This window comes from Herbaspirillum autotrophicum, assembly GCF_001189915.1.
Lineage (GTDB): Bacteria > Pseudomonadota > Gammaproteobacteria > Burkholderiales > Burkholderiaceae_D > Herbaspirillum > Herbaspirillum autotrophicum.
Genome location: NZ_LFLS01000025.1, coordinates 1 through 26,973, shown reverse-complemented (window position 1 = coordinate 26,973; position 26,973 = coordinate 1). Strand labels below are relative to the sequence as shown.

Here is a 26,973-nt window from a genome sequence, read left to right as displayed (position 1 = left end):
ACTACGTAATTAAAATTTCATGACTCATTTACGCGGTCCGGCGGCGTTGCTGTCCGGCCAACCAATGCATCGTATTGCGTCTTCCGCTCACCTTTCCGCTGGCAGTTCATCATGACCCCACCTACTTCACGCGACAAAATACTGGTGCTGGCCGCCGTCTGCCTGGCAGGGCTGATGCTGCCATTCAGCTTTACCGGTCCGGCCGTCGCCACGCCCGCCATTGCGCGCGCGTTCGGCGGCAGTACCGTAGCCCTCAACTGGGTCGTCAATATTTTCATTCTGGCCTTCGGTAGTTGCGTCATGGCCGCCGGCGCCCTGGCGGATCAACTGGGACGCAAGCGCGTATTCCGTATCGGCGTGATCTGGTTCACGCTGGCCTCGCTGCTGATGAGTTTTGCGCCCAACCTGTTCACGCTGAATCTGCTGCGGGCCGTGCAAGGTGTCGCCGCCGCGGCCACCATGTCGGGCGGTGCCGCTGCACTGGCGCAGGAATTCGAAGGTCAGGCGCGTACCCGCGCATTCAGTTTGCTCGGTACTACCTTCGGCGTCGGTCTGGCATTCGGTCCGCTGTGGTCTGGCTATCTGATTGACTGGTTCGGCTGGCGCGCCGTGTTCGCCACCGATGTCGTGCTGGGCGCACTGGTGTTGATATTCGGTCTGCCGCACATGCGCGAAACCCGCAACCCGGATGCCGGTGGTCTCGACTGGCCGGGCACACTGACCTTCACCGGGGCCCTGCTGCTGCTGACCTGCGGCATCATGCAAGGACCGCAAAGTGGCTGGAGCAGCATCCCGGTGATCTTGCTGTTTGGCGGCTTCGTGATATTGCTGGGCTTGTTCATTACGATTGAATTGCGGGTTGCACGTCCCATGCTGGATTTGTCGCTGTTCCGCTATCCGCGTTTTGTCGGCGTGCAATCGCTGCCGATCGCCACCGCCTTTTGTTACGTGGTGTTGCTGATCACGCTGCCGATCCAGTTTGTCGGTATTGAAGGCTACGATGAAGTCAGTGCCGGACTGATGATGATTCCACTATCGGCACCGATCATGTTCGTGCCATTGATCGCCAGCATGCTGGCAAAAAAAATCCCGGCCGGACTGTTGGCGGGAATCGGTCTGTTGCTGGCAACAGTGGGCTTGTTATGGCTGTCGACCATCGACATCGGCACCCAGACCAACGCCATCATCTGGCCACTGTTGCTGATCGGTCTTGGTGCCGGTCTGCCGTGGGGCTTGATGGATGATTTGTCGGTCAGCGTGGTGCCCAAGGAACGCGCCGGCATGGCCACCGGTATTTTCACCACCATGCGCGTTGCCGGCGAAGCGATTGCCATCGCCATTACCGGCGCCATCGTCAGCGCCTTCAGCTGGTCATCGCTGCACACGCGACTGGCCGCGCCCGCTGATGCCGGTGCCTTGCGTGAACTCGCCAACCGGGTAGCCAGCGGCGACCTGACGCAACTGCCGCCGGGACTGGTCATGAACCATGCCGCGCTGGTCGGCGTGTATGCCGATGCCTATCATGCAACGTTGCTGATACTGGCGCTGGTCACCCTGATCGGTGCGTTGATTTCACTGAGCGTCCTGCGCCATCCTCATACCGCGCAGGACGATGCCGATGACGATGCCATGCAAACGATCAAAGCGACTGAGTGCTGAGAACAAAGGCTGCCGGATGCGGCTCGTCTGCCGCCGCTGCCGGTGCACGCGAGAAATGCCAGCGCTCCTGATGGTAGCGCGCCACTGTTTCACGGTGGGCAATGCTGACCACGGCGGCGTCCGGCAATTCTTGCAACAGCAGCGAGTACAACACGTCTTCGGTTTCACCATCCATGGCGCTGCTGGCTTCATCGAGAAATACCGCATCGGGCCGGCTCAGCAAGACCCGCACAAACGCCAGCCGCTGCTGCTCGCCCGGTGACAAACGCTTGCTCCAGTTGGCCGCAGTATCCAGCGAATCCTTGAGATGCGGTAAACGACACAAATCCAGATAGTGCCCGATTGCCTCATCGGTGTAAGCCTTCTCATCCGAGGGATAAGCGACCGCTGCGCGCAAGGTCCCGATCGGCAAATAACTGAGCTGCGGTACAAACATCAGTTTGCTGTCTTGCGGAATACGGATGGCGCCGCTGCCATAGGGCCAGATGCCGGCAATCGCGCGGAACAAGGTCGATTTGCCGCAACCCGATGGCCCGCTGACCAATACCCGCTGACCGCGATTGATGGTGCCGCTCAGGCCGCTGGTCAGTACCTTGCCATCGGGCAGCGCCAGATCCAGTTTTTCAATCTGCATGGCACTGACATTATCGCGTTCCACCACGATGTCGCTCGGTTGCCGCTGTGCCTGCTCCACCGCCTGATTGAAACCGGCCAGCCGGTTGATGCTGGCCTTCCAGTCTGCCAGCGTGGTAAAGGCATTGATAAACCACGACAAGGCATCCTGTACTTGCCCGAAAGCACTGGCAATCTGCATCACGACACCGAGTGAAATGACGCCGGCGAAATAACGCGGCGAACTGACCAGCAATGGAAAGATGATGGAAAACTGACCGTAGAAATTGACGGCAATATTGAGTCGCTTGGTGGTGTGCATGATGTCCCACCAGTTGCGCCGGATATCTTCGAAGCGCGTACCCAGTTGCCGGCGTTCCTGCGCTTCACCGCGATAGAACGCGATGCCTTCGGCATGTTCACGCACGCGTATCAGACCGAAACGGTAGTTCGCTTCAAAGCGCTCCTGATCAAAGTTCTGCTTCACCAGCGGTTTGCCGATCCACCAGATAATCCACGACCCGACGAATGCATAGGCAATCGCAAACCACACCATGTAACCGGGAATCGTCCATTGCTTGCCGAGCAGGGCAAACGCCACCGGTCCGCTCACGGTCCACAGGATGCCCACGAACGACACCAGCGTGACGGCGCTGGAAATGAACCCCAGCACCAGACTCAGGGCGTTGAAAGTGAGCGCCCGCAAATCTTCGGCAATCCGCTGATCCGGGTTATCGGCAATATGCCCTTGTTCCATCCGGTAGTAAGCCTGGTTGGCGAGCCAGGTCGCCATATACTTGTCAGTCATCCAGGCGCGCCAGCGAAATTGCAGCGACTGCACCAGATAACTGCGATAGATGGCGACCACGATATACGTGAATGCCAGATAGGTGAACTGCCACAGCAGCGCCTTGAAGACCGGGAAATTTTTCTGTTCCAGCGAGTCGTACAGATCGCGGTTCCAGTTGGTGATGCGCACGTTGATGTAGACCATGCCCAACACCAGTGCAATGATGACCGTGAGCAAACCCCACGCTTTCCATTTTTGTTCCGAACTCCAGAACGGTTTGATCAGACGCCAGACGGCGCGCCAGTTGGTATTGTTTTTGGCCTGGACTTTCATTCAACACTTTCTACGTTGTGCCAACAATTGCCGCCGGGCATTCAAGCGCGATTCCGCCTGTCCCGGATGAAATACAACAGTGCTCATTTGGACTATAACCCGATCAGAAAGTTGTATCTGTCCCCAATTCTCCGGCGGCGCCGTCAAAAAAATCCATTACCAGTTAAAATCCATGATTGTCGGCCAACACATGTCTATCCGACGTGGATTAAGCCGATCTTCTGGAGATCGCATGTTTCACCTGTTTGAAAAACTGATTCACCCCTACCCCGATAACAAACCATTGCCGCCACCACGCGGCTTCATGCAATTCATCTGGACCTGTACCAAGGGCGTGCGCGGCTATATTTTTGCCATGACGGCCCTGACCGCAATGATCGGCGCATTCGAAGCGATTCTGTTTGCCATGATGGGCCGGATTGTCGACTGGCTCGGCCATGTGCAGCCGTCCATGTTGTGGACGCAGGAACGCAGCAGCCTGTTGCTGCTGGCCGCCATCCTTGCCGCCAGTCCGATTCTGGTGGCCTTGCAAACCCTGTTCAAGCATCAGACGCTGGCCGGCGCCTTTCCGATGTTGCTGCGCTGGAATTTCCACCGCCTCATGCTGAATCAAAGCATGAGCTTCTATCAGGACGAATTCGCCGGCCGGGTCGCCGCCAAGGTAATGCAAACTGCACTGGCAGTGCGCGACGTCTGCATGATCATTGGCGACATTCTGGTGTTCGTGATGATTTACTTTGTCACGCTGGTGGCCGTGGTCGGTTCGTTCGATTTGTGGATGCTGGCACCATTCCTGAGCTGGCTGGTGTTGTATCTGGCGGCGCTGCGCTATTTCGTGCCGCGCTTGTCGAAGGTCGCCAAGAATCAGGCCGATGCACGTTCGCTGATGACCGGTCGCATTACGGATGCCTATACCAATATTGCTACCGTCAAACTGTTTTCGCATGCCGGTCGCGAAGCCGGTTACGCACGCAGTGCGATGAAGGACTTCCTGATCACCGTCAATCGTCAGATGCGTCTGGTCAGCGGTTTCGAAGTGGTCAATCATGTGCTCAACATGATGCTGATTTTGAGTACCGCCGGCATCGCTTTGTGGCTGTGGACGCAGGGCCAGCTCGGAATCGGCGCTGTCGCCGCCGCTACTGCGATGGCCTTGCGCCTCAACGGTATCGCCCATTGGGTGATGTGGGAAATGGCGTCGCTGTTCGAACAAGTCGGTACCGTGCAGGATGGTATCAATACCTTGTCGCGCGCCCACGATGTGAATGACCGCGCCGATGCGCAAGCCTTGCGGGTTAGCCGCGGCGATCTGCATTTCGATCACGTCAGTTTCGCGTATGGCGGCAAGCGTCCGGTCATCGATCAGATGACACTGCACATCCGTCCCGGCGAAAAGATCGGTCTGGTCGGACGTTCGGGTGCCGGCAAATCGACCATCGTCAATCTGTTGCTGCGTTTCTATGATGTCGAACAAGGCAAGATCCTGATCGATGGTCAGGATATCGCCCATGTCACGCAAGACAGTTTGCGCGCGCAAGTCGGCATGGTGACGCAAGATACCTCGTTGCTGCATCGTTCAGTGCGTGACAATATCTTGTACGGTCGCCCCGACGCCAGCGATGCCGACATGATCGCGGCCGCCAAGCGTGCCGAAGCGCATGAGTTCATCCTGACGCTGACAGATGCGCGCGGTCGTACCGGTTACGATGCGCATGTCGGCGAACGCGGCGTCAAGCTGTCAGGCGGCCAGCGCCAACGTATCGCCATTGCGCGCGTGATGCTCAAGGATGCACCGATCTTGTTGCTCGATGAAGCCACCAGCGCACTCGACTCGGAAGTCGAAGCCGCCATTCAGGCCAGTCTGTACAAGCTGATGGAAGGCAAGACCGTCGTCGCGATTGCGCACCGGCTGTCGACGATTGCCGCGATGGACCGCCTGATCGTGCTCGACAAGGGACGCATCGTGGAACAAGGCAGCCATGCCGAGTTGCTGGCGCATGATGGTTTGTATGCCCGCCTGTGGGCGCATCAGAGCGGTGGTTTCCTCGGCGAGGAAAGCGATGAGCCGGAAATGCTCAGCAACGCCTGATCAGGTTGTCGTGATTTGATGTCGCAGTACACCAGGCCGGGATGCCTACGCATCCCGGCCTTTTTTATCGCTGCTGCCACGGCACCAGCACGGCTTCCAGCCGGCGCATCGCCAGATCGAACAGATAAGCGATGATGCCGATCAGTGTGATGCCCATCAGCACAATATCGGTACGCAAAAAATTCGACGCGTTCAATACCAGTTGCCCGACACCGGCAGTCGCGGCAACCATTTCCGCCGCCACCAGCGTGGTCCAGCCGAAACCGATGGCAATCCGCAACCCGGTCAGGATATCCGGCAATGCCGCCGGCAAGATCACATGCGCGATCAATTGCCATTTGCTCGCGCCCATCGACAGCGCGGCGTGGATTTGTTCCGACAATACACCCGTGACGCCGGCTCGGGTTGCCACTGCAATCGGTGCAAAGCAGGCCAGATAGATCAGCAAGATTTTGGCGGTTTCATCGATGCCGAACCAGATCACGATCAGCGGCAAATAGGCCAGCGGCGGCAATGGCCGGTAGAACTCGAGCAACGGATCGAAGATGCCGCGCGCAATGCGGCTGGTCCCCATCAGCAAGCCAACCGGCACCGCCGTCAATGCTGCCAGCAAAAATGCGCCGAACACCCGCAACAGGCTCCAGCCCAGATGCTGCAACAGCGGCAGCCCACCTTGCACATTGCCGTTCCAGGCCTGGACACCGGCATTCCATACCGCCGATGGCGATGGCAAGAACAAGGGCTTGATCCAGCCCTGCGCCGTCACCCACCACCAGGCCACGATCAACGTGACGATGGTCAGCAGCGTAATACCCAGCGTTTTGCCGCTGCCCGGCCGTGGATGGACTACCGCAGCAGGTAGCTGCTGCCCGGCGGAGCCCGGCGTCGCGGCCACGAAATCCAGCGTATCCGGCCACGCCGATTCGAGCAGCGAACGTGAAATCAAGGTGGTGTCGCGACTCATGTGCTTCCCCTGTGAACCAGTTGCAACAGGCGTTCGCGCCAGGCAATGAATTCGGATGAGGATTTCACTGCGCGGGCATCGCCGTGCGCCAGATATTGCACCGAAAACGGCACCTCAAAAACGTGTTCGATGCGGCCCGGACGCGGGGACATCACGATCACTCTGGTCGCCAGAAACAAGGCCTCTTCAACGCTGTGCGTAATGAAAAATACGGTTTTCCCGGTACGCTGCCAAACCCGTACCAGCAACTCTTGAATCGACTCGCGGGTAAACGCATCCAGCGCCCCCATCGGCTCATCCATCAACAACACGCGCGGATCATTGGCCAGCGCGCGGGCAATCCCGACCCGTTGCTGCATGCCACCCGACAACTGATGCACCGGCGCCTGCGCATACGCTTCCAGCCCCAGCAATTGCAATTGCTGTTGCGCCACCCGATAGCGTTCGCTGCGGTTGCTGCCGCGAAACCGCAAACCGAGCGCCACGTTGTCGATCACATTGAGCCACGGCATCAAGGCATGGCGCTGAAACACCACGCCCCGTTCCGGACCCGGACCGTTGATCGCTTGCTGATCCAGCGAGGCGGCGCCGGTCGATGGCCGGATAAACCCGGCCAGACAATTCAGCAAGGTAGTCTTGCCGCACCCGGATGGTCCCAGCGCGACAACGAATTCGCCCGGCGCAATCGCCAGATTGACATCGGCCAATGCCGGCATATCGCCGGCAGCGCCGGCAAACCGTACCGACAAGCGGCTGATGTCGAGCCGGCCGCCGGCAACAGCGGTCGGTGTCACGGCCGCAGCCGCGAGCGTATTCAATGTGCTGCTGCTTTGCGTACCCATGCGGCATTTACTCCCACGGAATAATCCGGCAGGACTTGTTGAATCGTGCCCTGAGTTTTCAGGAACGCTGCGGTGGCCGCCAGCGACTTTGCCGCACCGCCGCCCAGCCACTGAGGCGACGCTTGCTGCGCCAGTGTCGGGAATTCGTACAGCGCCAGACTTGCCGGCACTTCTGCGGCTTCCGCGCCGGACAGTTTCGCCACCGACTTCACCTGCGCCGAATCGGCGTTCCATGCCGCTTTGTTGCGGCGATAATTGTCATCGCTGGCGGCCAGCACCTTGACCAGCTCGGTCAGGAAAACATCATGTTGTGCCGCGAATGATTTGCTGACGACGATCCCGTCGAACGTCGCCTTGCCGGTTTGCTGTGCGATCTGGCCTGAGGTCGTCAGTACCCGGCCACTTTTCTTGACGCGCGCCAGTACCGGGTCCCAGATAAATGTCGCGTCGATATCGCCGCGTTCCCATGCCGCCGCAATTTCGGGCGGTCGCATGTTGACCACCTTGACGCTGCGCGGATCAATACCGGCATGCTCCAGCGCCAGCAGCGTATGGAAATGCGAGGTCGACACAAACGGCACCGCGACACGTTTGCCGTTCAGGTCTGCCAACGACTTGACGCCGCTGCCGTTACGCGCCACCAGCGCTTCCGCGTCATTGATGTTATCGAGAATCCAGAACAACTGGATATCCAGCCCCTGCGACAAACCCGATGCAATCGGCGCTGATCCGGCTTCGCCGATCTGCACGGCGCCCGATGCCAGCGCACGGATCACGTCGGCACCGCTGGCCAGTTTGCGATAAGTAATCTTGTATCCGGTCTTTTGTTCCAACTGCTGCGTATCTTGCGCGTAACGCCATGGCACCACCATGTCCTGATAGGCAATGACGACTTCCTTGCTCTGCGCAAATGCGCCCGACAACACTGCCAATGCCGATGTAAAAAAGACCGCTGCGCGCAATATGTTTTTCATGGAATACGTACAGGAAATGGATGATCGGGCCAGTATAGAAGCGGCCTGGCAGCCCTGATACGAATGTTTTCAGCTATCCATATGCGCTGCGCACGAGATCCGGTGTATTCCTCCAAGACCGTTTTTGCCTGAACCGATAGTTACGCTCGGCGACATTTCCATGATTACCATGAAGTTGCATTTTGGAAACTTCATCCATTTGTTTCACTCCGGCTTGCCTGTCAGAACATGCGCAAAACGTCTTCCTCACCAAGGAGTACTCATGAGCATCAGCAGCATCGACCGCGCAGATACCCGCCTGAGCAATCGCATCGACGTTGTTCCGGTCTCACCAGGACATACCACGCCACGCGACAGCGATCAGGCAATCGAGCACAACGGCATTACCCAGAACACGATATCGCGCCCTCAAAAACGCGCCGTCGCCGCGAGCTTTGCCAACGCCATGTATAGCCCGGGCAGCAACGGCATTCATCCATTCACCATCACCGGCGACCGTTCCGGAGCGCTTTCGGAATCCAGCCTGACGGTGCAATTATTCACGGCAGATACGCAGATCAGACATCTGCTGCAACGACAGCCAGACTTCCACACCGTCACCGCCGCCACCTTCCGCTCGGCGCTCAATGCCGCGTTTCCCGCACTCGTGCTGCCGATCGACCTCGACGGTATTTACGTCACCACCTATGTGAATGAAATTGTTGAATTACCGGGGGACGACGCGGTTCCGCAACGCCGGCCAACTTCGTCAACGACACTCCGGCAGGCGCTGCAGAACGCCATCAGCAGCGGTCACGCGCCGCAATACAACGCGCCACAGACCGGTTTCTTCCATGCCGCAGGCAACGCCGTCAACAACCCTGCCGAGGTCGTTGCGGGTATGGATACGGAGTCAGGCGTCCCGGCCTTTTCCGCCATTCTGCAACACGTCGCCGACAACAGCCGCGCGACTTATCAAAAGAAATACAGGGATTTCTGGCGCCAGCCCGATGCCACCAGCGCCTCCCGTCAGACACCTCAGGCACAGTTGGTATCGGCCTACCAGCAGCAACGGCTGGCTGAAGCAACACTGCGTGTCGGCGACAATACCCTGAGCACCGCCGGCGAACAATTGATCAGGCGTGCTTACGCCGCCGACAATCCGGCCTCACGCCAAAACGGTCTCGGTATTTTTTCCGTGGCCATGCAGAGCGATACTGCACCGACAGCAATTCCATTGGCCGGCATATTCCTGCTTACCGGCAGCGCCAGTGAACCTCCCGATGCCACACCCGGCCCGGTGTTGCTGTCCATTCCGGGACAAGGCCTGATGGAATTTGCTTCATCCGCCCAGTACACGGAAACCTTGCAGCGATGGCTGGATGATCCCGCACAACGCGCCCTGCTGCTGCGTCATGTCGCCCGGCAGGACCGCGTGAGCCATGCCACGCCGTTCCAATACCACATCATCGACACACCGGTCGCTGCTGATCGTATTCAATCACTGCTGGAACAGCTGGACCTCGACATTACCGACGCCTTCGATACTGCACGCAGACAACGATGCACACCTGAGGCCTTGCTCAAGACAGCGACAGATTTAGGGCCGGCTTTCGATACGACCGGCATTCAAGAAACACGTCAGCAACTGCTGGCCAGACAATTTCTGAAAAATGCCTCGCCGCAGGACCGCACCAAATGGCTTCAGGAATTAAAGCAATATCAACTCGTTTTGCAGAAAATGCAGGCCAGCGGCTTGCCGCCGATGAGGCAATATCTGGATCCGGCCTTTCTGCATCAATACGCCAAAGCCGGAATTCAACAGCAACTGCTCGACGATCTGCAACTGTCACTTGATCCCGACGACATCAGCATCATTACTTCGGAACTGGTTGCACACGTTCCGCCCGAGCCGCTGCCCACTACCATGTCGTTGCAGACCACCACCCGCACGTTGACCGAACTGGCGATCGGCAACACTGCCCCGCTTGACGATGCGCATCGCGACAAGGTCACCGCCAGAGACAGCGATGGTTATCTGGTGCCGCAGCTGACGCACGATTATCTGACGCGCATGGTGCGCTGGCTGGATATCGGCAAGCACTATCAGGCCATGCTGCAAGCGCATTTACAGGACTCTGCCGAAGGCCGGGAGCGGGAACGGCAATATGCGCAATTTCTGGCGGCGCAATTGCAGCTCGATGCACGCGAGGCCATGATCCGCCGCGACATCAACGATGAAAGCAGAAACTGGGTCCATGCGGCACTAACGTCGCGGAACGCCGTCACCAATGGCCAGGTGGTACAGGCTCGCCAATTGCAGATCGGCGGCCATACGCTCAGCGGCATTCTGCTGTTTGCTACCAATCCGCCGCTGCCGCCACAACGGCTTTCACCGAACTACGGTGCATGGACCTGGCGCGCAGGTCAGGCAAACGCGGATACCGGCACCGCCAAAATCGTCGCCTATACGCCCGATGCACCGGATGGAATCCGCTTGCGCGAATTCGGCTGCCGTCTGGATATGCGCGATAGCTTTATCAACAACCCGGCAATGCGTGATTATCTGTTGCAGCATGTGGCACTCGATGGCCGGGACAAGGTGAGAAACATTCTGGAACAGCCAACTCCGCGCACCGATATCACAGACAACATCGTTGCCGGCAACTTCCTCGCGGCCTGCTATCGCACCCGGGTTAAACAGATCATCGCCGATGCCGATGCCCGCACCATCAGCAACGCAGAAGTGCAGCATCAGGCACGGCAAGACCATCTCAACATGGCACTCGATATTGCCGGCATTCTGCTGCCGGCAAAACTCACTGTTCCCCTCTCGCTGGGCCGGGCATTCCACTCCTTCCGCAACAGCCAGGAGGCCGCGCAACGCGGCGACAAGGAAGAGGCCTTGAGCGGATTCATCAATGCCATCGAACATCTGGGTGATGCCCTGACCGACGGGCTGATGGCACGCAAGCAGTTAAGCTCGGGTCTGCAACATTCTCAAAATGCCACGAGTGCGCCATCCCTTCCGCACAGTTCCGCAATCGATCTGAAACCGCTGCCCGGATCATCCTCACCTAACGCCGGCAATCTGGATACCCGCATCGCGAACCCGATGTCTGCCATGCCGGCACCTCCGCAATCCACCTTGAATGTACCGGCCGGCATGTCATCAGTAGAGATTGAGGGCAGCACTTTCTATTATTGGAATTCTGCCGATAACTTGGTCGCCTGGCGCGATCTGTTCGAGCGCGATCCGGCGCATCCGAACCAGCTCAGGTCCGCTGGTTACGGTGCGCCCGATGCCGGCAACGTCTGGAGAAAACTTGCCTTGCGCGGCGGTGGCGGCGGGCAAAGTCTGCCCGCGCGCATCACCGAGATTGCTCCCAACCGCGAGGTACAACGCCTGGTTCACCGGATTCCAGGACCGAATGACAGCATCGATTATTTTTCCGCTGAAATCGCCAACGGTGTCCGCCGGCTGACCTATGACTTTCTGGACAATGCGTTCAGTGATCCCGCCGGCCGCTGGGGCACCCGGTATTTTCCAAAGCACAATGCAATGCAGCGCTTGAACCCGGTGATAAAGCGGACCGTCAGCGATGCCGATCGGGAAGCAACGTTGAAAGCGCTGGGCATCAATCTGAGGCTGCCCCTCACCGCCCACCTGACCGAACCGTTAAATGCTGTGCCTATTCCACGTGTGATCCACAGCGTATGGGTCGGCGGAGAAATACCGCTGACGCGGCGGGCCGGCATTCTGGCCAGTCTGGAAAATAACGCCGTCAAGGCGGGCATCGGTCCCAATCCCTACCAAATGAAACTCTATTTATCCAATCACAATGCGGCCGCTTTCGAAAATAATCTCCGGGAGCTCCGCGACAAGGCGCCGACGGTGCAAGTAGTGGTGCTGGAGGATACAACGTTCTTTCAACAGTTCAGGCAAAGCAAATATTTTCACCAGTACATGGCGGCAATTGACGGCAACGGCGGCGCTGCCACCAACTATGCATCTGCCGCAGACGTCTTGCGCTATCGCCTGCTGCATCATGAGGGCGGACTTTATCTGGATTGCGACGATACCCTGACGACGGCGCCCGGCAGCATCGACATCAAGACCACACCGACCGGCCTGGCGCTTGACGAGCCGGTCTCCAATATTTTGCTGGGCATGGATATCCAGTACAACACCAGCATTTTCGGCAGCCAAAAAAACAACCCGACCCTGACGGCAATTTCGGAAGAAAGTTACCGGCGCTTTTCCCTGAATCGCAATCTGTATGCCGACCCGCGTCCCCGGCGTTTCACGCGCGAGCAATTGCGCCAGAAAACCCGCGCGGAGAACACCGCAAATGAAAAACTGCTCTATGCGTATATGCGGGATATTTCTTACGTCACCGGTCCCAATGTCTTCAATCGGGTAATTGGCGATCAATTGCCGGAAATGGGACAACTGCGCGAAGCCATCAAGCTGAAGGAACATACCTGGAATTTTCACCTTCCGGCCAGCATGCGCACCAATATCACGGCATGGGCAGAGACACGTTTGCCGCTGGGACAAATCAATATCATGGGCAATGCACACACGTGGGATGAAACCAGACGGTGACGCCGTCGCTCCGCTAACCCTCGGCAGCCATGACAGGCCGATACGTTCCTGCCACTTCCCGGAAAATCTCATGAGCAGAATCGAAACCAGTTGTACCGAGATCAATGTCCAGGAACTGCACCTGCGACAAACGGCCAGCAGCAACACGTCAACGCCGCCATCAGCAAACACCCGGCAAGGCTCGCAAGAGGTTGCCCCGGACAGCGCCATCCGCATCGGCGAACAAGGGATGCAGAAACGCGCCGCACCCGGCAGTATCGATCCGATGTATAACGCCAGCGGAAAGATGACAACGTCGTCAGCAGTACTCGCATTGACGACACAACTGGCGCAAGCGGATACCCGCGTCGGCCAATTGCTGCTTGCCCAGCCCGGCTTTCAGCCGGTAATTGCCAGTGCCTTCCGGGACGCGCTGACAGCGGCATTTCCGCAGGTCCGGCAACCACTCGATCCGGAACAGATCTACGTTACCGGATATGTCAATGCCACCGTGGTCCTGGACGGCGATAACCATGTTCCGGAGCGCCGGCCGACGTCCTCGGCAAGCTTGCGCCAGGTATTGCAGAATGCATTGAATACCGGGCGTATCCCGACCTATGACGTGGGACAAACCGGATTCTTTTATGCCGCCGGCAATGCCGTCAATAATCCCGCTGAAATCGTGCCCGGCATGGAGACCACGGCGCATGTAATGGCGTTTGAAAATGTCCTGCGCAACACGATCGAACGCCGTGCCGGTGAATATCAGAATGCCGTCAAAAAATATTGGGATCAGACCGACATCCTCAATCCCGCTCTTGGCTCGCCCAAAACCCGGCTGATCTCGGCGGTTCGCGAACAACGTCAGGCAGAAGCAGCACTGCGCGTTCACGAAGCAACCCTGTCGGTGACCGGAAAACAACTACTCGACCAGCTCGGCAGCGTTGATCAAGGCAGTGGCAACAAACCCGGTGCCTTCCGCATGGCGCTGCAGGAAAACGGCACGCCCGGCAAATTGCTCCTGAACGGCATGCTGCTGATCACGCGCAGCATCGCTGACCGCCCCGATACCACTTCCGGTCCGGTGTTGCTGATGGCGCCCGGACAAGGCTTGATGGAGTTTGCATCGGCCCAGGAATACCGAAACTTCATGCAGACCAGCCTGAACCAGCAAGATCAGCGCACGCAACTTTTCGAATACATCGACGATGAACAGCGCGCCCGGGCTGCTCGTCCCGGCCATACGATGTCCCTGCATTACGATGCGATTGTCGGGCCGCCGGCGGCCGAAACGGTTCAGTCGCTGCTGGACCGGCAGCAACGCGATATTGCCTTTGCCATCAGCAGCGGCCGGCAACCATCCGGCGCGCCCGATGCAGCACTGCGCCGCGCCGGCGATCTGCACGCCATGTTCGATATCACCAATATCAACGATACCCGCCATTTGCTGTTGGTCGAAGCATTTCTGAAAAAGGCCACTGCCGATGACATTGGAAAATGGCGTACCGAATTTCAGCAATATCAAGTCGCATTAAAAGCAATACGGACCAGCGGCCTGCCCTCCATGCGGCAATATCTTGATCCGGAATTTCTGAATACCTATGCCGCCAACAAGGTACGGGAACAGATAAAACACGACCTCGGATTTGATATCGATCCTGATCAGGTGACCGTCACGACGCAAATCTATATGGAGCACAAACCACCGATTCCCAACCCGACCACCATCCGGAAAATTCCCTTGCGTCAAACCCTGACGGCATTGTCGCTGGCAAATGCCAGCCAGCTTGGTGATGCCGGCTGGAACGAAATGACGGTCACGGATAGTGATGGCTATGCCGTGCCGCACATGACCCATGACTATCTGTGCCGCATGCTGCGCGCCGTCGATATCGGGCGCCACTACCAGGAGTTGTTGCAGGCGCATTTACTGGATTCCGCCGAGGGTACGGCCAGAGAAAAGCAATACATGCAATTTCTGGAGGCGCGCTTGCGACTGGACAGTCGTGAAGCAAAAATTCGCGGCGACATTAGTGACGACAGCATGCGCCAGGTAATGGCAGCACTGGGACCAACCCCCAGCGTGCACAACGGACAACCGCTGCAGGCACGCAGGCTGAGCGTCGGCGGCAACGCACTCGGCAATGTCCTGCTGTTCGGAACGCAGGCGCCGGTCCTGGTCAAACACGCTCCGCAATTGCTGCCGATCTCGCAAGCCTACAACCACAACAATATCCCGCCCGACACCCCGTTCCGCGACACCGGTATCGCCAAAGTCATTCTGTATATGCCGGATGCCCCGGATGGAAAACGCCTGCGAGAATTCGGCAGTCGCGAAGAAATGAAGCACAGCGTCATCCGCAACTCCGCCATGCGCGACTATCTGCGGCAGCATGCCAGAACGGACAGGCAAGCAACCGTAACAACCGGTCTGCGCAACGGCAATGTCGATGACGAGATCATTACCGGCAATTTCCTGCGCGCCGCTTACCGCATGCAGGCACGGCAAATCATTGAAGATGCCGATGCCAGAACCACCACCAACGCTGAAGAAGATCGCCAGAAGCGCTGGGACAGAATCAATCTGGCGCTCGATATCGCCGGGATTTTCCTGCCTCCGAAAATCACTATCCCGCTGTCGCTGATACGCGCGGCCATCTCGTTCTCCGATATCAATGAAGCGCTGCAGAACGATCACAAGGATGATGCCTGGCAGTCGTTTTTCGAAGGTTTGGCGCATCTGGGCAGCGCCTCACTGGACGGCGTAACGCAAGGAGGTACACCAGGCAGTACAAAATCATCCACAGCTCTTGGCCCACGCTTTCACAAATCCGCCCGCGACACCGGCGCTGCCCGCAACCGGGATCATCCCCAGCCAGCCCGGCCCGGAGCAAGTCCGGCGCCAGCATCAACGCCGCATTCCGGGGTCGCCTCCCTGGCAACGCCGGCCGGCATGACTGCTGTGCAAATCGATGGCCAGACCTGCTATTACTGGCAATCATCGAAAAACACCGTCGGCTACCGCGATCTGTTCCAGCGTGACCCGAACCATCCGGAGCAACTCCAGTCCGCCGGCTACGGCGCGGCGGACACCAACAATGTCTGGCACAAGATTTCACTGCGCGGCGGCGGCGGCAGCCAAAGCACAATGGGCCGGCTGGCGGGAAGAATGGCCGAACGGCCATTCAACGCCGAAGTGGCGCGCCTGATCCAGAAAGTGTCCAGTTCCAGCGATGGCGTCGAATATTTTTTTGCAACGATCGCGGGTCAAAACCGCCGACTCATTTATAACCTCGAAGAGAATGCGTTTACCGATGTCCTTCCATGGCAACAAACCCGCTATTTCCCGCGCTATAACGAAATGGTGCCGGTCAATCCGCAAGCCGTGCGGACCGTCACCGACAGCCAGCGCGAAGCGACCTTGCGGGCACTGGGCATTGATCTCAAGCTGCCGTTCAGATTGTCTGCCGCGGCGACGACGCCGGCAGCCAAACCGATCCCGCGCGTCGTTCACAGTATCTGGGTCGGTGCTGAAATTCCGGCGCCGCGCCGCGATACCATCCTCGCCAGCCTGGAAAACAATGCCGTCATGGCGCGCCAGGGCTCCCATCCATACGAAATGAAACTCTACCTGTCCAACCGCAATCGGGCCGCCTACGCCAGCAATCTTGCGCATATTCGCACCAAGGCGCCAAACGTGTCGGTGGTGGTGCTCGAAGACACGCCGTTCTATCAGCGTTTCCGACACAGCAAATACTTCAATCAATACCTCGCGGCAATCGACGGCAATGGCGGCGTTGCCACCAACTATGCATCCGCCGCTGACGTCCTGCGCTATCGCCTGCTGCATCATGAAGGCGGCTTGTATCTGGACTGCGACGATACGCTGACGGCGCCGCCCGGCAGCATTGAAATCAGAACTACGGCGAACGGCCTGGCATTGGATGATCCGGTCTCGAATCCGCTGTTGGGAATGGATACGCAATACAACACCAGCATCTTCGGAACACAAAAAAACAATCCGACGCTGCACGCGATTTCAGAAGAAAGCTACCGACGCTATCTGCAGTCGCCCGAGCTCTATGTCAATCCGCGCCCCAGACGCCTGACTGCGGCGCAACGCACGGAAGTGTCGTCCGATATCAATACCGCCAATGAGCGGCGGCTGTACGCTTACATGCGGAAAATTTTCCATGTCACTGGTCCCGATGTGTTCAACAAGGTGATCAATGAGCAGTTGCCGGACATGCGCCAATTGCGCGAAGCCGTCAAACTGAAAGCACATACCTGGAATTTCTCGCTGTCGCTGCCGATGCGAGTCCGCATCGAGGCGGCGGCGAATATGGCGCTGCCGCTCGGGCAAATCAATCAGATGGGTAACGCACATACCTGGCTGCAAACCCGGAGGTGAGCAGCGGCATTAAAAAAGGCCGCACAGTGCGCGGCCCCGGAGGAATTTATTGCTCGGCCATTTCGCCGCGCAAACGGGCAATCACGCCATCAAGTGCATCGAGGTCGGAGAAGTTGATGATCAACTGGCCCTTGTTCTTGGCGCCAGTCTTGATCGCCACCTGCGTTGCCAGCAAGTCGGACAGTTCTTCTTCCAGGCGTGAAATGTCGCGCGACTTTTCCTTGCCGCCCTTGCCGTGCGGTTTGTTGGTGGCAGCCTGTTCCACTGTCGTGCGCACCACCAGCTTCTCGGCTTCGCGTACCGACATGCGCTTGGCCACAACCTGATTGGCCAGATTGATCTGGGTCGCCGAGTCGACCGCCAGCAAGGCGCGGGCGTGGCCCATGTCGATATCGCCGGCCATCAGCATGGTCTGCACCGGCTTGGCCAGATTCAGCAAGCGCAGCAGATTGGAAACCGCGCTGCGCGAACGGCCAACCGCCACCGCGGCCTGTTCGTGCGTGAAATTGAAATCGGTGATCAGGCGGTGAATACCTTGCGCTTCTTCCAGCGGATTCAAATCCTCGCGCTGCATGTTTTCGATCAGCGCCATCGCCGCCGTGGTCTGGTCGTCGACATCCTTGACCAATACCGGCACTTCCGTCAGGCCGGCAATCTTGGCGGCACGGAAGCGACGTTCACCGGCGATGATTTCATAGCGGTCATGACCGTTGTGCGAAGCAATCGGGCGAATCAGGATCGGTTGCAGCAAACCCTGCTCCTTGATCGACGCCGCCAGCTCATTGAGCGCACCTTCATCCATGCGGCTGCGCGGCTGATATTTACCCGCCTGCAGATCGGTCACTGCCATCACCGACGGCGAGCCGGCGATCACCGGCACTTCTTCAGTAATGTCGGAGGAGCCACCCAACAGTGCTTCCAGTCCGCGGCCCAAGCCTTTTGATTTTTTCGTTGCCATGTCATTCATCCAGATATTGATATACAGCAGATTCGATCCGCACCCGGCCTGTGCCTCAACACAGGCCGACCGGCGCTGTTGTTACAGGGTTTTGATGCGCTCCACCATCTCGGCGCCAAACGCGATATACGCTTGCGCACCTTTGGAAGCCGCATCAAAGTTGACGCCCGGCATGCCATACGACGGCGCTTCCGCCAGCCGCACATTGCGTGGAATCACCGTCTTGAAAACCTTGTCGCCAAAATGCTGTTCGAGTTGGTCCGATACCTGTTGCGACAAGGTCATGCGCGGGTCGAACATGACCCGCAGCAGACCGATGATCTTGAGATCCGGATTCAGTTTGGCATGCACCTTCTTGATGGTATTGACCAGATCCGACAAACCTTCCAGCGCATAGTATTCGCACTGCATCGGAATGATCACGCCGTGTGCTGCGCACAAACCGTTGAGGGTCAGCAGCGACAGCGCCGGCGGGCAATCGATGAGGATGAAGTCATAATCATCGGCGACCGCTGCGAACGCATCCTTGAGGCGTTTTTCGCGGTTTTCCAGTTCCACCATTTCAACTTCGGCGCCGGCCAGTTCACGGTTGGCCGGCAGCACATCGAAACTGCCGGTTTCGGAAGTCTTGCGCACGCTCTTGATGTCAGCCATGCCGAGCAGCACTTCGTAGATTGAGCCTTCGAGGGTCGACTTGTTGATGCCGGCCCCCATGGTTGCATTGCCCTGCGGGTCCAGATCGGCCAGCAATACGCGCTGTTTGTGTTGCGCCAGTCCGGCAGCCAGGTTGACGGCAGTAGTGGTTTTACCGACACCGCCCTTTTGATTTGCAACGCAAAAAATTTTAGCCATAGGTGTTTTAGTTTGTCGTCAATTTGATGCCGAAGCCGATCAGGAAAATTCCTGCAGCGCGTGATGCCAGTGAAGCGATGGTGCGATTACGGGCCAGTCGTTTGGCGGCAGCATTTCCAGCCACCACCAGCAGGCTGCCATACAACAGCGTGCAAGTACAAATTACCGCGCCCATGGTCAGGAAGGTCAGGCTGCCGCGTTGCGTAGCCGGATCGATGAACACGGGAAAGAACGCCATGTAGAACACGATGGCCTTGGGGTTGATCAGCGTCACCAGAAAACCGCGACGGAAATCGGCGGCATTGGAAAACGGCACCAGCGCGCCACTGTCTTCGCCACGCGCCAACAACAGTCGCACACCAAGATAAGCCAGATAGGCCGCGCCCAGATACTGCATGCCCTTGAACAGCAGCGGGTTGGCATGCAGCAACGCCGCCACGCCAATCGCTGCCAGGAACATCAAGACGATGTCACCCAGCATCAGGCCGGCGATAGCCGCAAAGCCGCCGCGCAAACCATGCTTGGCCGAACATGTCAGCACGCAAAACGTGCCGGGTCCAGGCAACATCAGAAAGATGACGGTAGCGGCAATCAGTTGCCAGACATCGGTAATGCCGAGGGCGTGAAATGTGGCCAGCATGTTATTGCTCCTGTACCGTTTTGATCAGACGGGAAGTATCGAAGCCTTGCTTGGTCGCGTTATTGACTGCGGTCTCGTACTGCGCCGCCGACAGCGCCGGTGTGCGCGACAAAATCCACAGGTAATCACGCGCCGGCGTACCGACGGTGGCGACCGTATAGTCGGGATCGAGATCAATCACCCAGTAATCGCCCCACACCAGCGGGAACCACGATAACCAGGCCGGTGCAAAGCGCACCTGCAATTTGGCGTTGCTGCCGGTGTCGATCACGCGCGCCAGACCCTGTGCTTCATCGACGCTGCCGTCGGCGGTCTTGCAACGATTGATGACATCAATCGCGCCATCCTCGCGCGCACGATATTCGGCGCTGGTGTTGGCAACGCATTTCTTTTGAAAACTATTGGGGAATTTTGCGATTTCATACCATTTGCCGACATAGCGCTTGAGATCGACTGCGGGTACGGCGCTGACTTCTTGCGCGGTGACGGTTTGCAAACTGGCGATGGCCAGTATTGCACTCAGTACGAGTTTCTTCATCAGTGCCCTCTTTCTATAAAGATCAAATGGCGTTCGACGTCCAGACCCGGGACTTGCAACTGGCGGTTGCCGGTGACTTTCCAGCCAGCCGGCAAACGGGAAATTTCATCTGCGGGCAAGACGCCTTTCATGGCGATATAACGACCACCAGCTTGCAGCAGATGCTGCGACCAGTTGATGAAATCATTGAGTTCGGCAAAGGCGCGCGAAGTAATCACATCGAACAGTTGCTCAACTTGCAACTGTTCAACCCGCGCCGTATAGACCGATACATTGCTTAATTGCAACTCAGCCTTGGCTTGCGTCAGAAATGCGGTTTTCTTGTGGACCGTGTCGATCATGCTGATGCGCATGTCGGGCGCGGCCTGCTCGGCCCAGATAGCCAGCACGATGCCCGGCAAGCCGCCACCAGCACCGACATCGAGTACGTTGCGGGCGCCGCTGAATGCAGCTACCGCTGCCAGCGAGTCCAGCAGATGATGTGTCATCATCTGTTGCGGATCGCGCAATGCGGTCAGGTTATACACCTTGTTCCACTTCGCCATCAGCGCCAGATAGGCCAGCAGTTTTTCCTGCTGGGCCGGATTCAGATCGAGACCCAGCTCCAGTGCGCCGGTGCGCAAGGTCCCGGCCAACGTGTTGGTATTGATTGTTGCCATCGTCATCCTAGGCTGCCTGATGTTCGGACGCAGCAGTGTCCGGTCCATGCAGTTTCAAGCCGCCCTTTTTCAAATGCACCAGCAACAAGGACAAGGCCGCCGGCGTAACGCCGGAAATGCGCGAAGCCTGGCCCAGTGTTTCCGGCTTGTGTTTGTTGAGTTTTTGCCGCACTTCAATCGACAAGGCGCTGACTTCCATATAGTCCAGTGTCAGCGGCAGCTTCAGATTTTCATTGTGTTCGTGGCGTCCTACTTCCTTGGCCTGACGGTCGATATAGCCGGCGTACTTGACCTGGATTTCCACCTGTTCGCGTACCACCGGCTCATCCACGCCGGGACCGGCCAGCGCCTGACCTTCGTTACCGGTCAGCGTCATCAGTGTGGCGTAGTCAACATTCGGACGGCGCAACAGATCGACCAGATTGTATTCACGCTCAATGGCCTTGCCCAATACCCGTTCGGCCTCGACACTGCCGAGGATGCGCGGGTTGACCCAGGTCGACTTGAGCCGCTCCATTTCACGTGCAACCGCTTCGCGCTTGGTTTCGAACTGTGCCCACTGGGCATCGCTGACGCAACCGAGCTTGCGACCGATTTCGGTCAGACGGGCATCGGCATTGTCTTCACGCAGGCTCAGGCGGTACTCGGCACGGCTGGTGAACATGCGGTATGGCTCTTGCACGCCTTGCGTAATCAAGTCATCTACGAGCACGCCGAGATAGGCTTCATCGCGGCGTGGCGTCCAGGCCTCACGGCCTTGGGTCTGCAATGCCGCATTCAGTCCGGCCAGCATGCCTTGTGCTGCTGCTTCTTCGTAACCGGTGGTGCCATTGATCTGGCCGGCAAAGAATAAACCTTGAATGGTACGGGTCTCCAGCGAGGACTTCAGGCCGCGCGGATCGAAATAATCGTATTCGATGGCGTAGCCGGGGCGCAGGATATGGGCATTTTCCATGCCGCGCATCGAGCGCACCAGCGCCAGTTGCACGTCGAACGGCAAGCTGGTGGAGATGCCGTTTGGATAGAATTCGTTGGTGGTCAGCCCTTCCGGCTCCAGATAAATCTGGTGCGAATCCTTGTCGGCAAAGCGATGGATCTTATCTTCAATCGATGGGCAATAGCGTGGCCCCACCCCTTCGATGACGCCGGTGTACATCGGGCTGCGATCCAGACCGGAGCGGATGATGTCGTGCGTCTGTTGATTGGTATGGGTAATCCAGCATGGCATTTGCTGCGGATGCATGGCGGCATTACCCATGACCGAGAATACCGGGATCGGATCAAGGTCGCCCGGTTGCTCCTCGAGCACCGAAAAGTCGATGCTGCGGCCATCGATACGCGGTGGCGTACCGGTCTTCAGGCGCCCTTGCGGCAGCTTCAATTCCTTCAGCCGCGCCGACAACGAGATCGCCGGCGGATCACCGGCGCGTCCCGCCGAGTAGTTGCTCAAGCCAACGTGGATCTTACCGTCGAGGAAAGTACCGGCCGTCAGTACTACGGCATTGGCCTGGAAACGGATGCCGGCCTGGGTTACGGCGCCAATGACACGTTCGCCCTCGACCAGCAAATCATCCACCGCTTGCTGGAACAGCCACAGATTGGGCTGATTTTCCAGTCGCGAGCGGATCGCTTGCTTGTACAGGATGCGGTCGGCCTGGGCCCGGGTGGCACGTACTGCCGGTCCCTTGGAGGAGTTCAGGATGCGGAACTGGATGCCCGCCTCATCGGTAGCAATTGCCATCGCCCCACCCATCGCATCGACTTCCTTGACCAGATGCCCCTTGCCGATACCACCGATGGATGGATTGCAGGACATTTGACCGAGCGTTTCGATATTGTGCGTCAGCAGTAAAGTCTTTTGCCCCATGCGTGCAGAAGCAAGGGCCGCTTCGGTTCCGGCGTGACCGCCGCCGACAACGATGACATCAAATTGTGTAGGAAATAGCATAATGCGCCTCGTGGAGACGGTGAACAGAGGCGTGATTATAAAGTCTTTTTAAGGCAGGCATTGGGGCCTGTCTTATTTATTCGAATGTTTCACGTGAAACATGGAGCCGCAGCCCCATGTTTTTATCCAAATGATGATCCGATTGTTCCACGTGAAACAATCGTGACTAAAAGCTATTTGAAGAAGGCATCGTAACCGGTCTTCAAAATCAAGGCACTCACCACGAACAGGAATAACTTGCGCACAAAGTCGCTGCCATGTTTGATGGCGAGCCGGCTGCCAATCAACGAACCCGCGATATTGAAAATTGCCATCAACAAACCGAGTTGCCAGATAACGTGGCCACTATAGGAAAACCAGAATAATGCGGCGAGGTTGGTAGCAACGTTGACTACCTTGGATACGGCCGAGGCCGCCAGAAAATCATAGCCAAATACCCGCACAAACAAGAACACCAGGAAGCTGCCAGTACCAGGACCGAAAACGCCATCGTAAAATCCGACGCCCCCACCTATCAGTACCGCGAACCATTTTTCCCTGCTGCCCGAAAGCAATGGCGCATGGGTTTTGCCAAAGTCTTTTTTCTTGAGGGTATAGATAGCAACCGCGATCAGCACAAACGGCAAGGCCTTGCGGATCAGGTCGGTTGGAATATGGGTAACGGTATAAGCACCCAGAAAAGACAAGGCAAAAGCCGCAATTGCTGCAGGGGTAGCAGCACTCCACTGAATCCGGACTTTTTTTGCGAAATTGATGGCTGCGGCGGAGGTACCCATGACACTGGCGACTTTATTCGTACCAAACAAGGTGGCCGGCGCCATATTGGGGAAAACCGAGAACAAGGCAGGAATCAGTACCAGGCCACCGCCACCGACTACCGCATCAACCAACCCGGCGAGAAATGCAGCGGCACACAGAATGAAATAGTCAGGCATGGCAAACCACCCGTGACGACAACAGCAGACAGGAATACATCGGGAAAACTTTCGCGGAAATGGGGATAAAACAAGATAAGCAGCCGACTGAGATGACTGCCAGACAGGACGTCTATTTTACTCTTGGGCAGCGACGGCTTCAGGACAATTTCCCCGGCCTGCCCCACCACCAGGCAATGTATTTCGATAGCGGGCAGTGCCGGCAACAGAACAAGATTTTCGCGCCGGCACCGACCAACCGGCCATGCCTTGCGGCAAGTATTCAGCGCCAAGCGGCAGCATTGCTTTTAAATCAATGCTGCCGGCCGGGGACCAGACTCAGGCTTCTTCTTTATTGAATTCACAGAATCGCAACCGGTTACCGAACGGGTCGGCGATCTGCATCACCCGCCCCCAGCCTTCGGTGTCGACTCCCGGCTTGGCAAAGCGGTAGTTCTTTTGCGAGAGTTCGGCATGAAAGGCATCAATCTCTTCTACCGGGATGAATGCCGTCGATCCCGGCGTGCTGTCGCCGTGATGCTCGCTCAAGTGGATAATCAATCCAGACCGCGACACCTGAAGATACAAAGGGAAGTTGTCTTCGTACTGATGCTCCCAGTCCAGCGAGAAACCGAGGTAATCAAGATAAAACTCCTTGGCTTTTTCAACCGAGAAGATGCGAAAAACAGGAATGGCTGGCAACAGTTTCATGATGTGTGAGGTGAAGAGGTGATGTTGAATATTCTGCGGCCAAGTTATCATCGACTTATCCACAGCTTTATACATTGCTTTTATGACAATGAGCGAATGCTTTCACGACGGAAAAACATCATTCCCAACGCCGTTCAGTCAGGCCAATCGGTTTGAACGGATCGATCAAGGTACCCGCCACCATCGACGCCAGTAACTGCGGCGCCGGCGGCACGCGTGACAGGGTCGCCACGACCTTATCGCGAATCCAGGGGAACAGTGTCGAGTCGGACTGATAAAACGGCGTGAAGGCCGCTGACAAGCTCTGGAAAGTGCGTATATGCAAGCGACGTGAGGCGGCGTAACGCGGCAAGGCCGAGGCCAGGTCGGTACTGGTCGCCAGCGCATGGCTCAAGGCACGCGCGTCCAGCAATGCCATATTGGCGCCCTGCCCCAACTGCGGACTGGTCGAATGGGCGGCGTCCCCGATGATCGCCAGGTTGGGACCGAACGGCATCGGCAACGTGTGATGGCCATAACGCGCCAGCGTCATGTCATCGAAATCATTGATCTGTGCCAGATACGATTCACACTCCGGCCACAGGGAACAGACCTTCTCTTTCCAGCTTTCAATCCCGGCCGCGATCAAGGCCTCGACATGGTCCGGTTTGGTACTCCAGAAAAAAGCTTTCATTACGGGCTGGTCCGGCGCTGCCCTGCCGATCGGCAACAACCCGATCATCGTAGTTGCATTCTGGTAGCGCTGAATCAGCGCGTTATCGCCCGACCTGTCAGCGTCAGCACGCAACGAGGCCCAGAACGCACCGTACGTCAGCGGTTTCGGTTCACAACTGCGCAAGGCGTAGCGCTTGAGACGCGAGCGTGAACCGCTGGCATCAATCACCAGATCGAAGGTACCGAGCCGGCGCGCCTCTTTCGTGATCAGCCATGATTGCGCTACGGACGATTCCAGACCAACGATTTCCTGCCCGGTATCGATAGCGATGCCGGCCCGCTGTACGGCTTCAAACAGCACATGAAACAGCGCCGCCCGATGCACGGCAATACCATGACGGCCGCCTTTGATGGCGGCATAGCGCACATCGAGTACGGTGCGGCCGGAAGTTGCATCCGCGCCGAACAAGCGATCAATACGGCTGCCGAGTGCGGCGATGTCATCGAACAGGCCGAGATCGTCCAGCACCGTTAATCCGGTCGGCTGCAAAATCAAACCGGAGCCGACTGCTGACGGTTCGGCAAACCGCTCGAGCAGCGTCACGTGATGCCCTGCCCGATGCAGATACAAGGCAGCGGCAAGTCCGCCGGGACCGGCACCGGCGATGGCTATCTTAAGTGATGTCATGCGCATGGCATTGCCGTCGTCGCCGCCGCAAAATGAAAACTGAACACGAATGACTCTTTCTGTTTGTTAATGCGGACTCGCCCTCAACAAGGGCGAGTTCAGTTTCTACATCCCCTTTGCTGCAACCTCCGGGGGCATATCGGCAGCGAGCATTTTAAATTGCGCGCCCATAAAAAAACCGCCACACACAAATCGTTTTACCGATTTCTGTGCGGCGGCTGTTTAGCCGGACGCGGTTGCTTAATGCGGCGCGGAAGTCTTCTTGCCCGCCAGCGCCAGAATTTCGCCGACGATGCCGCGGCGGAACGCCAGTACACAAACAATGAAGATGAAGCCGGTAACGATGGTGACCGAATCGCCGAGCGTCGTGAACCACTCGATGTGCGTCACGCTGGCCAGCCAGTTGCCGATATCGCCGAGCTTGTTTTCCAGCATGATGATGATCACGGCGCCGACGATAGGACCGATGATGGTGCCCAGACCGCCGACCAGTGTCATCAACACCACCAGACCCGACATGCTCCAGTGCACGTCGGTCAGCGTTTCAAAGCCCAGCACCAGCGCCTTGGTCGATCCGGCCAGACCGGTCAGCGCGGCCGACAACACAAACGCCAGCAACTTGTAACGGTCAACGTCATAGCCCAGTGAAATGGCGCGCGGTTCGTTTTCCTTGATCGCCTTCAACACTTGCCCGAACGGGGAATGGATGGTGCGCACGATCAACACGAAACCGGCAATCGCAATCGCCAGCACCACGTAGTACAAGGTCAGATCGTTGCCCAGATCAATGAAGCCCAGCAGCTTGCCGCGCGGGATGCCTTGCAGACCGTCTTCGCCACCGGTGAACGGTGCCTGCAACGCCACGAAGTACAACATCTGCGCCAGCGCCAGCGTGATCATGGTGAAGTAAATCCCCTGCCGGCGAATCGCCAGCAGGCCCATCACCAGACCGATCAGCGCGCCGGTGACGGTACCCAGCACCAGACCCAGTTCAGTCGGCACGCCCCAGTTCTTGAGCGCATGTCCGGCCACATAACCGGCCGCACCAAAGAACGCCGCATGGCCGAACGACAGCAAGCCGGTATAGCCGATCAGCAAATTGAAGGCGCAGGCAAACAAGGCAAAACACAACATCTTCATCAAAAACACCGGATACAAACCGAACGGCAT

19 protein-coding genes are annotated in these 26,973 nt (G+C 57.8%); 4 read left to right on the top strand and 15 right to left on the bottom strand.

Annotation, left to right across the window (positions count from 1 at the left end; all coding sequences use genetic code 11):
- The first annotated feature begins 111 nt into the window (after positions 1-111).
- Positions 112-1,659 carry an MFS transporter gene (locus AKL27_RS18350; RefSeq protein WP_083439143.1) on the top strand — a complete coding sequence of 516 codons (1,548 nt, stop codon included), beginning with the start codon at positions 112-114 and terminating at the stop codon, positions 1,657-1,659.
- Here the strand turns inward: AKL27_RS18350 and AKL27_RS18345 are convergent.
- Positions 1,640-3,394: an ABC transporter ATP-binding protein/permease gene (locus AKL27_RS18345; RefSeq protein ID WP_083439142.1), complete on the bottom strand. Its 1,755-nt coding sequence runs from the start codon at positions 3,392-3,394 to the stop codon at positions 1,640-1,642. The genes AKL27_RS18350 and AKL27_RS18345 overlap by 20 nt on opposite strands.
- A gap of 232 nt (positions 3,395-3,626) precedes the next feature.
- Here AKL27_RS18345 and AKL27_RS18340 point away from each other — a divergent pair, with 232 nt between their 5' ends.
- The gene (locus AKL27_RS18340) at positions 3,627-5,483 is read left to right on the top strand and encodes an ABC transporter ATP-binding protein (protein ID WP_050464305.1); all 1,857 of its coding nucleotides are present in this window, start codon (positions 3,627-3,629) and stop codon (positions 5,481-5,483) included.
- A gap of 64 nt (positions 5,484-5,547) precedes the next feature.
- Here AKL27_RS18340 and AKL27_RS18335 read toward each other — a convergent pair whose 3' ends face one another.
- From AKL27_RS18335 to tauA, 3 genes are all read right to left on the bottom strand, one after another.
- On the bottom strand, positions 5,548-6,447 hold the full coding sequence (locus tag AKL27_RS18335; protein WP_050464304.1) for an ABC transporter permease subunit: 900 nt from the start codon (positions 6,445-6,447) through the stop codon (positions 5,548-5,550).
- On the bottom strand, positions 6,444-7,163 hold the full coding sequence (locus AKL27_RS18330; protein ID WP_050464359.1) for a taurine ABC transporter ATP-binding protein: 720 nt from the start codon (positions 7,161-7,163) through the stop codon (positions 6,444-6,446). Before AKL27_RS18330 ends, AKL27_RS18335 begins: the two co-directional genes overlap by 4 nt.
- Before the next feature lie 98 nt (positions 7,164-7,261).
- Entirely contained in the window at positions 7,262-8,263 is a 1,002-nt protein-coding gene (tauA, locus tag AKL27_RS18325; RefSeq protein ID WP_050464303.1) for a taurine ABC transporter substrate-binding protein, read from the bottom strand.
- Between the two features lie 262 nt (positions 8,264-8,525).
- Between tauA and AKL27_RS18320 the strand changes: the two genes are divergently transcribed.
- Complete coding sequence (locus AKL27_RS18320) at positions 8,526-12,851, top strand: dermonecrotic toxin domain-containing protein (protein WP_050464302.1); 4,326 nt, start codon at positions 8,526-8,528, stop codon at positions 12,849-12,851.
- Positions 12,852-12,921: 70 nt separating this feature from the next.
- Positions 12,922-17,241: a dermonecrotic toxin domain-containing protein gene (locus tag AKL27_RS18315; RefSeq protein WP_050464301.1), complete on the top strand. Its 4,320-nt coding sequence runs from the start codon at positions 12,922-12,924 to the stop codon at positions 17,239-17,241.
- Between the two features lie 46 nt (positions 17,242-17,287).
- On the opposite strand, the gene AKL27_RS18310 is transcribed toward AKL27_RS18315, so the two are convergent.
- From AKL27_RS18310 to AKL27_RS18265, 11 genes are all read right to left on the bottom strand, one after another.
- On the bottom strand, positions 17,288-18,199 hold the full coding sequence (locus tag AKL27_RS18310; RefSeq protein ID WP_050464358.1) for a ParB/RepB/Spo0J family partition protein: 912 nt from the start codon (positions 18,197-18,199) through the stop codon (positions 17,288-17,290).
- Between the two features lie 81 nt (positions 18,200-18,280).
- Positions 18,281-19,051 (bottom strand): ParA family protein, encoded by a 771-nt coding sequence (locus AKL27_RS18305; protein ID WP_050464300.1) that lies wholly within the window; start codon positions 19,049-19,051, stop codon positions 18,281-18,283.
- Between the two features lie 7 nt (positions 19,052-19,058).
- On the bottom strand, positions 19,059-19,691 hold the full coding sequence (gene leuE / locus AKL27_RS18300) for a leucine efflux protein LeuE (protein WP_050464299.1): 633 nt from the start codon (positions 19,689-19,691) through the stop codon (positions 19,059-19,061).
- A gap of 1 nt (position 19,692) precedes the next feature.
- On the bottom strand, positions 19,693-20,229 hold the full coding sequence (locus AKL27_RS18295) for a lipocalin family protein (protein ID WP_050464298.1): 537 nt from the start codon (positions 20,227-20,229) through the stop codon (positions 19,693-19,695).
- Positions 20,229-20,888: a 16S rRNA (guanine(527)-N(7))-methyltransferase RsmG gene (gene rsmG / locus AKL27_RS18290; protein WP_050464357.1), complete on the bottom strand. Its 660-nt coding sequence runs from the start codon at positions 20,886-20,888 to the stop codon at positions 20,229-20,231. Before rsmG ends, AKL27_RS18295 begins: the two co-directional genes overlap by 1 nt.
- A gap of 7 nt (positions 20,889-20,895) precedes the next feature.
- Complete coding sequence (mnmG, locus tag AKL27_RS18285; RefSeq protein ID WP_050464297.1) at positions 20,896-22,836, bottom strand: tRNA uridine-5-carboxymethylaminomethyl(34) synthesis enzyme MnmG; 1,941 nt, start codon at positions 22,834-22,836, stop codon at positions 20,896-20,898.
- 173 nt (positions 22,837-23,009) lie between these two features.
- Positions 23,010-23,771 carry a sulfite exporter TauE/SafE family protein gene (locus AKL27_RS18280; protein ID WP_050464296.1) on the bottom strand — a complete coding sequence of 254 codons (762 nt, stop codon included), beginning with the start codon at positions 23,769-23,771 and terminating at the stop codon, positions 23,010-23,012.
- A complete protein-coding gene (locus tag AKL27_RS27830) occupies positions 23,711-24,043 on the bottom strand; it encodes a hypothetical protein (RefSeq protein WP_157056992.1) in 333 nt (110 codons plus the stop codon). The genes AKL27_RS18280 and AKL27_RS27830 overlap by 61 nt, the downstream gene beginning before the upstream one ends.
- Positions 24,044-24,089: 46 nt before the next feature.
- A complete protein-coding gene (locus tag AKL27_RS18275; RefSeq protein WP_050464295.1) occupies positions 24,090-24,461 on the bottom strand; it encodes a glyoxalase superfamily protein in 372 nt (123 codons plus the stop codon).
- A gap of 118 nt (positions 24,462-24,579) precedes the next feature.
- Positions 24,580-25,803, bottom strand: coding sequence for an FAD-dependent oxidoreductase (locus AKL27_RS18270; protein ID WP_050464356.1), 1,224 nt, complete (start codon positions 25,801-25,803; stop codon positions 24,580-24,582).
- 240 nt (positions 25,804-26,043) lie between these two features.
- Positions 26,044-26,973 carry a branched-chain amino acid ABC transporter permease gene (locus tag AKL27_RS18265; protein WP_050464294.1) on the bottom strand — a complete coding sequence of 310 codons (930 nt, stop codon included), beginning with the start codon at positions 26,971-26,973 and terminating at the stop codon, positions 26,044-26,046.

Coding starts and splice junctions, on each gene's coding strand:
- AKL27_RS18350 (WP_083439143.1), top strand. CDS start 112: ATGACCCCACCTACTTCACGCGACAAAATACTGGTGCTGGCCGCCGTC.
- AKL27_RS18345 (WP_083439142.1), bottom strand. CDS start 3,394: ATGAAAGTCCAGGCCAAAAACAATACCAACTGGCGCGCCGTCTGGCGT.
- AKL27_RS18340 (WP_050464305.1), top strand. CDS start 3,627: ATGTTTCACCTGTTTGAAAAACTGATTCACCCCTACCCCGATAACAAA.
- AKL27_RS18335 (WP_050464304.1), bottom strand. CDS start 6,447: ATGAGTCGCGACACCACCTTGATTTCACGTTCGCTGCTCGAATCGGCG.
- AKL27_RS18330 (WP_050464359.1), bottom strand. CDS start 7,163: ATGCCGGCATTGGCCGATGTCAATCTGGCGATTGCGCCGGGCGAATTC.
- tauA (WP_050464303.1), bottom strand. CDS start 8,263: ATGAAAAACATATTGCGCGCAGCGGTCTTTTTTACATCGGCATTGGCA.
- AKL27_RS18320 (WP_050464302.1), top strand. CDS start 8,526: ATGAGCATCAGCAGCATCGACCGCGCAGATACCCGCCTGAGCAATCGC.
- AKL27_RS18315 (WP_050464301.1), top strand. CDS start 12,922: ATGAGCAGAATCGAAACCAGTTGTACCGAGATCAATGTCCAGGAACTG.
- AKL27_RS18310 (WP_050464358.1), bottom strand. CDS start 18,199: ATGGCAACGAAAAAATCAAAAGGCTTGGGCCGCGGACTGGAAGCACTG.
- AKL27_RS18305 (WP_050464300.1), bottom strand. CDS start 19,051: ATGGCTAAAATTTTTTGCGTTGCAAATCAAAAGGGCGGTGTCGGTAAA.
- leuE (WP_050464299.1), bottom strand. CDS start 19,691: ATGCTGGCCACATTTCACGCCCTCGGCATTACCGATGTCTGGCAACTG.
- AKL27_RS18295 (WP_050464298.1), bottom strand. CDS start 20,229: ATGAAGAAACTCGTACTGAGTGCAATACTGGCCATCGCCAGTTTGCAA.
- rsmG (WP_050464357.1), bottom strand. CDS start 20,888: ATGGCAACAATCAATACCAACACGTTGGCCGGGACCTTGCGCACCGGC.
- mnmG (WP_050464297.1), bottom strand. CDS start 22,836: ATGCTATTTCCTACACAATTTGATGTCATCGTTGTCGGCGGCGGTCAC.
- AKL27_RS18280 (WP_050464296.1), bottom strand. CDS start 23,771: ATGCCTGACTATTTCATTCTGTGTGCCGCTGCATTTCTCGCCGGGTTG.
- AKL27_RS18275 (WP_050464295.1), bottom strand. CDS start 24,461: ATGAAACTGTTGCCAGCCATTCCTGTTTTTCGCATCTTCTCGGTTGAA.
- AKL27_RS18270 (WP_050464356.1), bottom strand. CDS start 25,803: ATGACATCACTTAAGATAGCCATCGCCGGTGCCGGTCCCGGCGGACTT.
- AKL27_RS18265 (WP_050464294.1), bottom strand. CDS start 26,973: ATGCCGTTCGGTTTGTATCCGGTGTTTTTGATGAAGATGTTGTGTTTT.